Raw genomic sequence first — 12,651 nt, 5'->3', positions numbered from 1 at the left:
AGAAATGAACAGATAAAGGAGCGTGGGATGTTTTTGAGTAATCCATACAAGATGGCTTATCATATTGAACCCGGAATCGGGTTAATCAATGATCCTAATGGGTTGATACAATTTCAAGGGAAGTATTATTTCTTCCATCAATGGAACCGTTTTAATACGGATCACTCTTACAAAGAGTGGGGCTTGTTCACTTCAACCGATATGATTCATTGGAAGAGTCAAGGTTCTGCGATATTACCCGACAGGCAACAGGATCGAAATGGGGTTTATTCGGGTAGTGCAATTGAACATGAAGGGGAAATGTTCGTTTTTTACACCGGCAATGTGAAGAACGATGGCGTGAGAAAAAGCTATCAGTGTATTAGTAAATCATCGAACGGACAAACATTCGTTAAGGAAGACACCTTCATTGAAACACCGCCGGAATTCACTGAGCATTTTCGGGATCCTAAAGTGTGGAGAGGAAATGAGCATTGGTGGATGGTCGTAGGTGCCCAAACGAAGGAACGAAGAGGCGCGGTTGCCTTATTTTCTTCCGAAAATTTGACGGATTGGACCTACGAACGTATTTTGTATGATCAACAGTTGGATAACATGTGCGAATGCCCGGATTTATTTTCTCTTCATGATCAGATAGATATTTTGGTATGTTGTCCTCAAAGTATACCTGAGGCAGGAGTTCATGTTGCGGAAATAACCAGCTATGCGGGATACTTGTCTGGCCACTTTAACGAAACGACCAAACAGTTCGAGCCAGCTAGCACACTTATCCGAATGGATTCAGGATTTGATTTTTATGCTCCGCAGACCTTTGTTGATGAGCAGGGACGAAGAATCATGGTGGGATGGATGTCCAGAATGTCGGATGAAGAAGAACGGTTGTGTCCTACCAAAGAATATGGTTATTTACATTCCTTAACTTTACCACGCGTCTTGTCATGGGAGCACGGAACACTGAAGCAGCGCCCCATTCAGGAATTGGATCAATTAAGAAAAGGAATTCGAACCTACACTTCAGCCCACGGGGAATTTGAATTGGAAAGCGGTAGGTTTGAAATGGGGCTACAAAGATCAACCGATAGCCAAAGTGAATTTCGAATATCGCTTCGAAACGGTGCTGTTGAAATATATTATTGCGACAAAACAAATCGTTTGACCGTATCACGAATGAACTGGGTTACGCATGAAAAAGAATCTAGAGAAGCTGAAGTATCCTTGTTAACTGATCTTCGCATGTTTAGCGACAACTCTTCTCTTGAGATCTTTGTTAATGACGGAGAACTTGTATTTTCACTTCGGTATTTCACTGAGAAAGCAAACGTACAGGTGAGTTATGCTGGATTGAAGATGGATGATCAATTGAATTATTACCCCATATAAAGGTAAGGAGAGTTACATATGAGCCAACAAGAACTAGCCGCAAAGATAATTGAAGGAGTAGGTGGGAAGGAGAACATCCACTCCGTAGAGCACTGCGCAACGAGATTAAGAATTGTTACTGTAGATAAAGAGAAAATTAACGATGATGAAATTTCGAATCTTAACGAGGTCAAGGGAAGTTTTTTCAATTCTGGTCAATATCAAGTCATTCTAGGCACGGGTTTAGTTAATAAGGTTCATGCAGAAGTGATGAAATTAATGGATGGAGAGGTACAGAAGAGCAATGCTCCTGTTAAAAAAGAAGGATCGCGCTTCCAACGTGCAGTAAGGCTCTTCGGGGACATTTTCGTCCCCATTATCCCTGTTCTGGTTGCAACCGGACTATTCATGGGCTTGCGAAGCTTGATTACTCAAGAAGCGATCTTGAATTTGATTGGCTTGACAACTGAAAGCGTTCCCGAACAATTATTGACTTTTACTCAAATTTTGACAGACACGGCATTTGCGTTCTTGCCTGCTCTAATCTGTTGGTCAACATTCAGGGTTTTCGGAGGAAGTCCTGTCATCGGTATTGTCCTTGGTCTAATGCTGGTGAATCCAAGCTTACCTAATGCATATGACGTTGGTCAGAATGTAGCAGATCCTTTATTATTCTTTGGCTTCATTAAAGTGTTGGGTTACCAGGGATCTGTTCTGCCAGCATTTATTATAGGGATCATCGGATCAAAAATAGAAAAGTTCTTGCGCACAAAAATTCCTAATTCACTAGATTTAATCTTAACACCGTTCCTAACACTGTTGTCGTCTATTATCTTGGCGTTATTCATGATCGGACCTATCTTCCATGAAATCAAAATTCTTGTACTACATGGTGTTGAATTCCTATTACTATTACCGTTTGGTCTTGGTGGACTTCTGTACGGAAGCTTTAGTCAATTATTAGGTATTTTTGGAATTCATCATATTATTAGTTTCCTGGAGATTAATATGCTGACCCAAACCGGATGGAATATGTTGAATCCGATTTCACCCGGAAATGTGGCTCAAGCGGGTGCCGTTCTCGCGGTAGCAATGAAAGCCAAATCTCAGAAGCTCAAGCAAGTGGCTTATCCATCCAGCTTTTCTGCAGCACTCGGTATTACGGAACCTGCCGTTTTCGGAGTAACACTTCCGCTAGTAAAACCATTTATTATGTCCATGATTGGCGGGGGAGTCGGAGGCTTCTTGGCCTCCATTTTACATCTTAAAGCAACGGGTATGGCTCTGACAGGCATTCCAGGGATGCTGCTTTATCTGAACAACCAGTTACCACTTTACATTCTTGTTAATTTAGTCGCTTTCTCTGTTGCTTTTGTATTGACTTACACGATTGGATTTCGAGAAGTCGAGAAGAAATAGTGGAACAAAGCACATTTCTAAGTGGAGAAAAAGATGCAACCATAGGAATTATAATCGTCCGATATTTCGGAGGATAAGAACACATAATCAACATGAAGCTAACCCATATTTCTATTGAACTATAAGATCTATTTTTATTACTTTATAGTAGAAAGCTCTCCATAGTATGGAGAGCTTTCTTTTTAATTTGAATAGTTACACCTTATCAGTTACATTAAGTGGGACGATCTATATAAAGTTCATATCAAAAAAATTATATAAGAAGATTACTATAATTGCGGTAAAGTTCTGGGGGTACTGCACCAAATATCGAAAGGGTATACTCCTGTTCATCTCCGTTATCATTTTTTTGACAAGTATAATGCGGAGTACATCAATAAACTAATTCCGGAATCTTTCTCACTGCTTAAAGAGAAACTGGTAGATTTCCTGAATACCTTACATGGTTTGGATAGAAACCAAGAGAATTTTGGTCTGATCCATTTTGATTACAATGATGGGAATTATTCAATTGATTATGATACCGGGCAAATCACTGTGTATGATTTCGATAATTCATGTTACTGTTGGTATATGTTTGACCTGGCAGGTCTTTGGACACAAGGACTAGGCTGGATACAATTTGAACCAGATCCTAATAAACGGAAAGAATTTATGGACAACTATTTTGAAATGGTCCTCACAGGATACCGATCAGAGACCAAGATCGATGATTCAATGTTGGATAAATTGCCATTATTTATTCAGGTAAGCATTATGGAAAATACTATGGATTCATTCGAAGTAATGTATCACAACGGTGAGGAACCAACGTGTGACGAGGAATTGTCGTATCTCATAAAATGTGTAGAAGATGATATCCCGTATAAGGGATTTTTTCATGAACTATACTCATGTGAAGAACCCTTTGAGTAGGAAGAACGATGAATAGCTTCGGTTGAGAATACAAAATTCTAGTGATTAGTAAAGATAGTAGCAAAGAGGTAGCCGGTAACGATCGGTTGCCTCTTTATTTAAGCTAACCTATTTACTCAGCTTCGCGGATAGCGAATAGGAGAACTTTTTAACCAAGTTGGTAAGTTGGAGATATATTCTAATAGGAGGTTCCAGATGGAGACTAATCAAGCAATTCGTATAGCAATTGAGGATTCTGTGCAATTTCTTGAATTCGAGCCGAATTTTAAGATGGATCACGGAGATCATACTCGACGAAAATGGGATGGAGCTTGGTGGCATATGGCTGCTCTTTACGAAATGGGAGAGGTGAAGCGAATCCCCTATTCCGCTATGGAAAGAGCTAAAAACCTACTCAAAAACCAGGTCTGGCCAACGTTCATCATAACTGCTGAGGATCATCCAACAAGTGATAGTGATAAACTAAAGATGGATTGCTGCCACTGTGAGCTTGCCGTATATTATATGATTCTCATGGGGTATGGCTGTGATTTGGACAAGGAACTACCTTGGATCCGTGAATGGATCTTGAAGCATCAGTTACCTGATGGTGGACTGAACTGCGATCCTGAAGCTTATACTCGATCTAGAAAAAGCTCTATTGTTTCCACATTACCTCCGCTTGAAGCTATCTTATGGCATACTAACCGCGAATTTACTGAACAAGAAGCACATTTTTTAGACGAAGGCGCACGTTATTTAATGGAGCATCGTCTTGTATGTTCGAAACAAGATGGAAGCGTCATCGATATGGAATGGCTGAAGCCTTGCTTTCCTAGGTTTTTTGAATATGATATTTTGCGCGGCATGTCCTTCTTAGCAGAATGGTCCCTGCGTAGAAACAAACCCCTACCCGTCGAGCTGTTTAGTGAAGGGCTAGAACACTTGAATACATCAATGGCTGAAGAGGGCTTGCGAATGGGTAGACAAGTTTTTGATCCACAAGGCCCGTGGGGAGGATATACCTTTCCCTTACTAGAAGCAGTTTCTGGTATTGGTGTTGTTTCGCCTTATCTAACCAGGCAATTGAATCGAGTGATCGAACGAATGGAATCATCGAATATACCTATACAAGACTAAAGTAATAGGGGAGAAACCATGGTGGATAACGAATTGTATGTATATCACATCGTTACTAAGAAAGAAATGTCTCTGGGACAGGTAATATACTTTGACGACAACCAAAAGAACGCCCTCTATCACTTCTTTTTTGAAAAGGAACGTTTGAATTCCAAAGGCGAAGACTTTACTCAGATCCTAAATAGTCATTATACAGTTGACGGTTTAAAGATGGATAAAGAAAATGCGGAAGTAGCAATAAGTTATGTAGGACAGACAATTAGAGCTATTAGAGAAGTTATCGTTGAAATGGTAAGACTACAAGAATATCCTGAATACCCTTCAAGATTGTCTTGTTTGTACGCTGCTAAAAGCTATGAAGACGCATACAAATGGAAAGATATATTTGATTCATACAACCGAAAAGTTTTACAACTGGTTAAACTGCGGGTAACAGGGAGTATCTTTGAGGGTGATGGTAATCTTTTACCGAAAGCGGATGGAGTTCCCTTCTCCGTTAAGATCGAACAAGCTAGGGCCTATTGGAAGGGAAATGCCGATAATGAACTCCCTGAGCTTTTGATTAATGGAAAAATTGAAGTAGTTGAAATTACCGAAAATTTCTACGTAAGTTTATAAACGTTTGCTGGTAGTTACACTATGCTGTAACAGGCAGGATGTTTTTATTGTTACTACCTAGTTGATCTTCGGCATGCTGACTTTTTTGTGCAGTAAATGCTAGGTAATCATTTTTCATCTACGATAAATTGATATGGAAGGGAGGGAAAACGATGGATTGGTTGGACAGGATGAATAGCGCCATGGAATATATCGAAACAAATCTAGCGGTCCATATCTCCTATGATGAATTAGCACAGAGAGCCTGTTGTTCTACTTATCATTTCCAAAGAATGTTTCCGTTTATTACGGGAGTATCGTTATCTGGGTACATACGACGTCGACGTTTGACATTGGCTGCCTTTGAACTTCAGACCACTGATGCAAAGGTTATCGATATCGCTATGAAATATGGATATGATTCGCCAGAAGCGTTTGCACGGGCGTTTAAAAATCTTCATGGGATTATGCCGATATCTGCGCGAGATAAAGGTGTTTCTCTAAAAGCCTATCCTCGAATGTCCTTCTCTATTTCAATAAAAGGAGATATCGAAATGAATTACCGAATCGAACAAAGAGGATCTTTTGAGATGTTTGGTGTTTATGGGCTCATTAATTCCGATAGGAAAATAGCTTTTTCTGAAGTTCCTGTGTTCCGTAAACAATGTGATGAGGATGGCAGTGTTGATCTGATGAACGGATTGTTGGGCCGCTTTACAGACACGATGTTACATGCTGCCTTATATGATGATAATGGTGAATCTTTCAAGTACATGGTTTGTTACAACCTACCCAAGGGACTTGAAATCCCAGACAAATTCACTACACTTTCTGTTCCTGCTTCAACGTGGGCTATTTTCTCAGATCCGCAATGTGACTTACAAAAACTATGGGACCGAATATATACCGAGTGGTTTCCGACATCTGAATACGAACAGATGGAAGCTCCTAGCTTCGAAATGTACTATGGTCCGGCAGGACATCATACAGGGGAGATTTGGATTCCAGTAAATAAAAAATAGTTTTTTTATTTCATACGGTATTTCAGAACACTGAAATTTGGGGAGAGCGTCCGCAACTTTGTGGACGTCTTTTTCTCTTTTATTAGGTAACTTAACTCAAATGGTATGTAAATATTGCCTTGTCAAATTTGAGTGAGCCAGAAATGTCGAGAAACGCAAAAGTCACACTTACGTTATGAATGGAATGATAATGCTTTACTAGCCTCATTTAAAAAACATTGTCCGTCAGAACTATATAACAGCTTTGATCGCTTGATGGGAGAAGTTAGCTCTCTTACTAAGGATAAAGATACATACGGTCTTATTCATGGAGATATTAGCAACGGTAATTATCTAAATGATGGAGAGAAGGCTCATATTATCGATTTTGACGAGGTGGAATATAACTGGTTTGTATCTGATATTGCTACTCCCTTATTTATCGATTTAAGACAAGCCAGAGTTCTGTCTGCGCTATATAGAAGCAGAGATTTTAATTCCCCTGATTGGAGTGAATGGGATGAACAAGCTCGCCGCTTCTATTATTCTAACTTACTAAATAACACTCCCTATATTGATATGGATTTTTCAAGATTGTAGGAATTCTATCTATTGAACTAGAACTATTACTACAAAGCGAAAAGTGCCAGCTTGGGAGGAATGATTAGTGGAGTTTAGAGAAATAACGTGGGATAACTTTATTGAATGTATTGAGCTACAAGTTACAGAGGATCAAAAACGTTTTATCTCTTCTAATCAACATGCACTCGCAGAAGCTTATATTGCCTCAAAAGAGGGACAGGTCATTATTACATTTGCGATTTATAAAGACGAAAAAATGGTCGGTTTTATAAGCATGTATTATGACGATGGAAATGGAAACTTCGAATACAGCAGCTATGGAGTTTTTAAGTTCATGATTGATGCGCGGTACCAAGGCAAAGGGTATGGAAAAGAGGCTATGGTAAAAGCGATAGAATTATCAAAGTCATCTCCTCACGGGAAAGCTAGAGCCGTTGAACTTACATATAAACCTAAAAACCTAATTTCTAAAAATCTATATTCATCACTAGGCTTTGTTGAGACAGGGAATACCCACCCTTCGGGTGAGGTATACGCAGAGCTTGTTCTGTAACCGTGGCGAGCTAGCTTACTAAGTTGGAAAACAGACCGACGATTTCAATTAGAATCAAGGCTTAGACGAGGGGGCGGATTATGAGCGGAGAACAACATGAAGTTCCACTAAGATGTAAAGGTGTTGCAGTAGTATTACTTAAAAACACACCTCGTGGTTACAAAGTGCTGTTATTAAAGCGAGCTAGTTCTGTATTAAGAGATATTTGGTGCTATATTGGCGGCGGTACTGAGGAAGGGGAACAAGCCTGGGAAACTGCATTAAGAGAAATTCGTGAAGAGACAGGTATTACAAAACTTTCCCTTTTCACTTCAAATAAGTTCGATCAATTCTACTCTGCAAAAGAAGATTATATTTATATTGCACCTGTATTTGTGGGATATGTGGATGATGATCAAGAAGTGATTTTAAACAATGAACATAGTGAATACGAATGGTTGACATTTACTGAAGCGATAGAAAGAGTAAGTATACCTGGTAATGATGAAGTTCTTGACTTTATCAAAAAACATTTTGTGAACATTGCCCCTATGGAATGGTTGCGTATAGGAATGTAGTTTTTAAAAAGATAAGTATCGTCCATACATGATCTATAAATGTCGTTATATGCATTATGGTGACGGTTTTGGACGGATGTATTTTGTCATGTTATGATCCTATTTGTATGTTTATCGGAGCACAACAAGTTGTTCTAATAAGCTCTGACACTAGGTGGCCTTAAAAAAGAGATGCAATTAGAAGATCCACCGGCCCATACTGATAAGCCTCAGTTTCTAATTGTAATCTGTAAATCGTGGGAATTAGGCCCACAACTCCATAAATACAGCGGCAGCCGGTTAGTAACCAACTGCCGCTGTATTCGTTTATCGTCTGATCTTCAAAAGAACCGCATATGATTATAAAAACGCCCACCCTATCACGGAGTAATTATCGGGTTCTCTCAAACTTCAAAACATCTCATTCGGGTCCCTTTCAGAAGAATATCTAGCTTCCTCGTTTAGAAAGCATGAGCAACGGAAGTAGAACGGAAAGACCGATACCACTGAAGACAGAATATGAAAATTAAAACAAGATCGATCAAATCACCTCCATAATACATTAATAAGCCGCCTGTCCGGCCTTGATCTAGAGGGATTCCTTCAGGAGGATTTGCATAAATCCGCTTCGATAATATTCCATGAGCTGCAAAAGCAATGATCATCGTAAGGGACCGCAAGGTATAGCTCGTACGATGCGGGATAGGTTCTGTATAAATCATGGAAGCCGTAAATAGGTAACCCGCAGTAAAGACATGAAAATGTACCAGAATATGAATAAGCATATTATAGTGCATCACAGTATAGAGGCCCGTCCCGTATATTAGCCACAGTCCACCGATATTAAGAATAGATGCTGATATGGGATGAGTTATTAATAATAAGGGTTTGGTTTTTAATAATCGGGTGACTCGTCTTGCCCAGTATACTTTCATTGTCCGAAGAGCAAGAGTAAATGGCGAAGACAATACGATGAGCAGTGGTCCTAACATACCTAGGAGTAAATGGCCTAACATATGTGCTCTAAAGTCTAGATGTGCCCAATCAGCGAGCGGACCTGTAACGGCGGACGCTGAGCACAATACACCGACTGCGAAGCAAATATAGCGATAAGTTGGCCACTGCCTGCAGCGCCGATTAGAAGACCAGGCAGCATAAAGATATATCGCAAAAGCTGTTGCAGTGATTAAGACGGGAATCAACAAAGATGGACCTAGGCTGAGGATTCCGCTATGTGAATGACTCATATGGTGATTATTCATAATGAACTTTTCCTTCCGAAGCCACTCGTTTCTGGCTTGTTTGCATCGTAATAACAATTCCAACAATCAATAAAACGAGGGCTGCGAAATTCCATATCAAATCATATGGGAGAATATCAACATGATAACGAATCTGGTGTAAACGCATAACCTTATGCTGAATAATGCCGTCGTAAAGCTGAAAAGAACCAGCCCCTAGCAGAATGCCTCCAATCCATCTTTTTAGCGAGAAAGCATCTCGGCGTCTGAGGTCAGCGAGCATGAAAGAAGAACCTATTGTTGCAAAGAAACTAAAGGCATGGAACAAGCCGTCGGAAACAAGGCCAATGTCACTGGTGGATTTGTCATAAAAGTGATGCCAGTGCAGAAGCTGGTGAAACACTACCTCATCTACAAAAGCAATAATTCCAAAACCGAATAAAATTCCAGTCCATAAATTACGGGACGAGTAATGATGACCGGTAGACTTACCTATTCTTATCCTCTCATTCCCCATGATTGATCTCCTTTTTTATGTATTCGTTATGCTTACATTCTTATACTTCTATTGATAGTCTTACCCTCAAAGAAATACGGTAAACCACATATAAAGTCATTGTCATATGCTTGAGAGATTAGTGCGAGAGAGGATCTATTAATTACTTTTCTTATGCGAATGGAGAATGATGATGACGAGTGAAAAAAAGTTCCCTAATGGGTCATCCACTAAGCAGTGTATTACTTCGATGGATGCAATGGTATATGATTTCTACGGAACACCAGAAGTCCTCCGGATAGAAAAAGTAGAAATTCCGACGCCTAAGGAAAAAGAAGTCTTGGTCGAGGTCCACGCTGCTTCGGTAAATTCCTGGGATTGGGATCTTCTACGGGGGAAACCATTTATGAACCGTATAGGTGCCCTGCGTCAGCCCCGATACAGAATTCTTGGGGCTGACGTAGCAGGTAGGGTCGTTTCGGTTGGAATGCACGTCAAACGATTTAAACTAGGGGACGAGGTATTCGGAGATCTTTCATCTTGTGGTTGGGGTGGATTTGCAGAGTATGTATGTGCCAGCGAGGAAGCTTTAACGCTAAAGTCGGATACAATCAACTTTGTGCAAGCCGCAGCCATTCCACAGGCAGCCGTTTTAGCTTTGCAAGGTCTACGTAATAAAGGAGACCTGAAAAAAGGGGAGCACGTTCTTATAAATGGGGCAGGTGGTGGGGTGGGGACATTTGCCATCCAATATGCTAAATGGCTTGGAGCAGAAGTAACGGGTGTAGATCATACGCAAAAGTTAGAAATGCTGCTTTCGATCGGAGCTGATCATGTAATTGATTATACGATAGAAAATTTTACTGCCCAGAATAAACAATATGACCTCATCCTCGACGTTGTAGGAAAACATTCGCTCTCTCAAATCAAACGTACACTTAAAACAGGAGGGAGGTATGTAATGGTTGGCGGTTCTACGACTCGAATTCTCCAGACTTTATTAGCAGCACCTCTCATGGCGAAAATTGCTAAAAAGAAAGGGGGAGTACTCCTACATAAGCCTAATCATGATGATCAGTTGTTATGGAAGAACTTGGTTGAAACTGGCCAAGTAAAGCCTATCATTGATAAAAGTTATTCTTTACAAGATGCAGCTCAGGCCCTGGAGTATTTTGGAGAAGGCCATGCAATCGGCAAGGTCATTATAAGCATAAAACCAGAAGATGAAACTGATCAACCAAGCCCATTATAAGGAAAATACCTGAATACAGGAGTATGCTCCTAGCTCTCTCGTTGAAAAAACATAGAGGTACAGTGACGTGAGTAAAGTTGCAACGAACCATTCCCTCGAACTATGGGTGGTTATACATCAGTCAAGAAAAGAGTTTCTTATCTTAAATGGTTTTCAATTAAAAAAGGGTGGGATTTTTAAGACCTCTACCGAAGATCTTCATAGGGTAGAGGTCTAGATCAAAAAGTTCACTTCTTACTTTCACTTGTTGGATGATCCTAAATGATTAACTATGATCTAAAGGACTGGCTGCTGCACGGCTCGAAGTGCATTTATACGCCCCTGTGTCCAATAGGTTCCCGTTCCTGGAATCGGATCACAGGTAAAAACAATACAATCTCTTACATTGGTATTACTTCTACCTTGAGATGCAAGGAGTGCTGCCAATCCTGAGACGTGTGGAGCCGCCATCGATGTTCCGCTTAAGTAAGCGTAGCTGGTTCCCACGTAGGTAGATAAGATTTGTTCTCCAGGAGCGGCAACATCAACCCATGCGCCGTAGTTGGAAAAGGTAGATTTAACATCAGAGGAATTCGTCGATGCAACGGAAACGACACCGGGAAGATAAGCGGGATAAACAGGGGTGGACGAATTACTATTACCCGCAGATGCGATAACGACTGCTCCTCGGTCCCATGCATACTGTACAGCCGCTTGAAGAAATGAATCATTCGCTAGCGAACCCAGACTCAGATTAACGACATGCGCTCCATTATTAGCAGCATAGACGATACCATTAGCTACGCTCGACAATAAACCATTCCCGTTATTATCTAGTGAACGAATAGGGATAATAGAGGCAAAGGGAGCCATACCTGCAATACCAACTCCGTTGTTTGTAGCAGCAGCGGCAATCCCTGCCACATGTGTACCGTGTCCGTTCCCATCACTTGAATTGGGCTCCCAGTCCACATAGTCGTACCCAGGTAGCAGCTTTCCTACAAGTTCCGGGTGATCCGGCTGAACGCCTGTATCTATAATCGCGATCCTGATATTGGCGGAACTTTGCGTAATATCCCAAGCAGCAGGAGCCATAACTCTTTGCGGCCCATACTGGTAACCTGGGAAGAACGAGTCGTTTGGAGTGAAAAATGCTTTATACACATGATTGGGCTCAGCAAATTCGATCAGTTTACTTTTTGAATATTGCTTAAGCATTCTGCGCATTTTTCGATTTGAAATAATCCGATAAAAGCCTAACTCATCGTAAGACTCCATAATCGTGCATTTTGTTTTCTTATGGAGTGCATCCTGATCTTCCTGAGATGTTCCATCCATAAATTTGATAATAAGCTCATTTTGGGCATGAGGGTGGAACTTTCGATCAGCCCTTTTATCCAAATAATGATAGAGAACAATAGTGAACAAGACGAGGGTAGCGATAGATAGCCCTAACCATAACAACATCCATACTCCTCCTCTAGTGAAATCTAGTAGATTCGGTATATTGTATGGAGAAGGTTGTAAAATAGCTTGGACTTCCTATGAATATAGTGAATTCGTTCCTATTTCTGTTATTCTCTATATGTGCAAGTTGATTTC

General features: G+C 40.5%; 12 protein-coding genes and 1 pseudogene. 10 read left to right on the top strand and 3 right to left on the bottom strand.

Going from position 1 to position 12,651, the window contains the following annotated elements; translation table 11 throughout:
• The first annotated feature begins 33 nt into the window (after positions 1-33).
• From ACWPWY_RS07415 to ACWPWY_RS07375, 9 genes and pseudogenes are all read left to right on the top strand, one after another.
• The gene (locus ACWPWY_RS07415; protein ID WP_454191093.1) at positions 34-1,380 is read left to right on the top strand and encodes a glycoside hydrolase family 32 protein; all 1,347 of its coding nucleotides are present in this window, start codon (positions 34-36) and stop codon (positions 1,378-1,380) included.
• An 18-nt stretch (positions 1,381-1,398) separates the two neighbouring features.
• Positions 1,399-2,778, top strand: a complete 1,380-nt coding sequence (locus ACWPWY_RS07410; RefSeq protein ID WP_454191092.1) for a PTS transporter subunit EIIC — start codon at positions 1,399-1,401, stop codon at positions 2,776-2,778.
• A gap of 279 nt (positions 2,779-3,057) precedes the next feature.
• Positions 3,058-3,693: pseudogene (locus ACWPWY_RS07405) on the top strand (phosphotransferase); the annotation flags it as partial.
• 195 nt (positions 3,694-3,888) lie between these two features.
• The gene (locus ACWPWY_RS07400) at positions 3,889-4,812 is read left to right on the top strand and encodes a hypothetical protein (RefSeq protein WP_454191091.1); all 924 of its coding nucleotides are present in this window, start codon (positions 3,889-3,891) and stop codon (positions 4,810-4,812) included.
• Positions 4,813-4,830: 18 nt separating this feature from the next.
• Positions 4,831-5,430, top strand: a complete 600-nt coding sequence (locus tag ACWPWY_RS07395) for a DUF2441 domain-containing protein (protein WP_454191090.1) — start codon at positions 4,831-4,833, stop codon at positions 5,428-5,430.
• Positions 5,431-5,582: 152 nt separating this feature from the next.
• Positions 5,583-6,431, top strand: coding sequence for an AraC family transcriptional regulator (locus ACWPWY_RS07390; RefSeq protein ID WP_454191089.1), 849 nt, complete (start codon positions 5,583-5,585; stop codon positions 6,429-6,431).
• A gap of 132 nt (positions 6,432-6,563) precedes the next feature.
• The gene (locus tag ACWPWY_RS07385; protein ID WP_454191088.1) at positions 6,564-7,010 is read left to right on the top strand and encodes a phosphotransferase; all 447 of its coding nucleotides are present in this window, start codon (positions 6,564-6,566) and stop codon (positions 7,008-7,010) included.
• A gap of 67 nt (positions 7,011-7,077) precedes the next feature.
• Positions 7,078-7,545 carry a GNAT family N-acetyltransferase gene (locus ACWPWY_RS07380; protein ID WP_454191087.1) on the top strand — a complete coding sequence of 156 codons (468 nt, stop codon included), beginning with the start codon at positions 7,078-7,080 and terminating at the stop codon, positions 7,543-7,545.
• 80 nt (positions 7,546-7,625) lie between these two features.
• Positions 7,626-8,102, top strand: a complete 477-nt coding sequence (locus tag ACWPWY_RS07375; RefSeq protein ID WP_454191086.1) for an NUDIX hydrolase — start codon at positions 7,626-7,628, stop codon at positions 8,100-8,102.
• Between the two features lie 440 nt (positions 8,103-8,542).
• Here ACWPWY_RS07375 and ACWPWY_RS07370 read toward each other — a convergent pair whose 3' ends face one another.
• Positions 8,543-9,343 carry a cytochrome c oxidase assembly protein gene (locus tag ACWPWY_RS07370; protein WP_454191085.1) on the bottom strand — a complete coding sequence of 267 codons (801 nt, stop codon included), beginning with the start codon at positions 9,341-9,343 and terminating at the stop codon, positions 8,543-8,545.
• Complete coding sequence (locus ACWPWY_RS07365) at positions 9,336-9,839, bottom strand: DUF2243 domain-containing protein (RefSeq protein ID WP_454191084.1); 504 nt, start codon at positions 9,837-9,839, stop codon at positions 9,336-9,338. Before ACWPWY_RS07365 ends, ACWPWY_RS07370 begins: the two co-directional genes overlap by 8 nt.
• Before the next feature lie 166 nt (positions 9,840-10,005).
• Between ACWPWY_RS07365 and ACWPWY_RS07360 the strand changes: the two genes are divergently transcribed.
• A complete protein-coding gene (locus tag ACWPWY_RS07360) occupies positions 10,006-11,070 on the top strand; it encodes an NAD(P)-dependent alcohol dehydrogenase (RefSeq protein ID WP_454191083.1) in 1,065 nt (354 codons plus the stop codon).
• Between the two features lie 276 nt (positions 11,071-11,346).
• Here the strand turns inward: ACWPWY_RS07360 and ACWPWY_RS07355 are convergent, their stop codons facing one another.
• Positions 11,347-12,516, bottom strand: a complete 1,170-nt coding sequence (locus tag ACWPWY_RS07355; RefSeq protein ID WP_454191082.1) for a S8 family peptidase — start codon at positions 12,514-12,516, stop codon at positions 11,347-11,349.
• Between the last annotated feature and the right edge of the window lie 135 nt (positions 12,517-12,651).

The organism is Paenibacillus sp. Marseille-Q7038 (assembly GCF_965111595.1).
Note: the sequence above shows the minus strand (reverse complement) of the source record. Positions and strands in the feature narration are given on the sequence as shown.

What these genes read in the sequence shown, in the direction of transcription:
- ACWPWY_RS07410 (WP_454191092.1), top strand. Translation starts at nt 1,399, where the DNA reads ATGAGCCAACAAGAACTAGCCGCAAAGATAATTGAAGGAGTAGGTGGG.
- ACWPWY_RS07400 (WP_454191091.1), top strand. Translation starts at nt 3,889, where the DNA reads ATGGAGACTAATCAAGCAATTCGTATAGCAATTGAGGATTCTGTGCAA.
- ACWPWY_RS07395 (WP_454191090.1), top strand. Translation starts at nt 4,831, where the DNA reads ATGGTGGATAACGAATTGTATGTATATCACATCGTTACTAAGAAAGAA.
- ACWPWY_RS07390 (WP_454191089.1), top strand. Translation starts at nt 5,583, where the DNA reads ATGGATTGGTTGGACAGGATGAATAGCGCCATGGAATATATCGAAACA.
- ACWPWY_RS07375 (WP_454191086.1), top strand. Translation starts at nt 7,626, where the DNA reads ATGAGCGGAGAACAACATGAAGTTCCACTAAGATGTAAAGGTGTTGCA.
- ACWPWY_RS07370 (WP_454191085.1), bottom strand. Translation starts at nt 9,343, where the DNA reads ATGAATAATCACCATATGAGTCATTCACATAGCGGAATCCTCAGCCTA.
- ACWPWY_RS07365 (WP_454191084.1), bottom strand. Translation starts at nt 9,839, where the DNA reads ATGGGGAATGAGAGGATAAGAATAGGTAAGTCTACCGGTCATCATTAC.
- ACWPWY_RS07360 (WP_454191083.1), top strand. Translation starts at nt 10,006, where the DNA reads ATGATGATGACGAGTGAAAAAAAGTTCCCTAATGGGTCATCCACTAAG.
- ACWPWY_RS07355 (WP_454191082.1), bottom strand. Translation starts at nt 12,516, where the DNA reads ATGTTGTTATGGTTAGGGCTATCTATCGCTACCCTCGTCTTGTTCACT.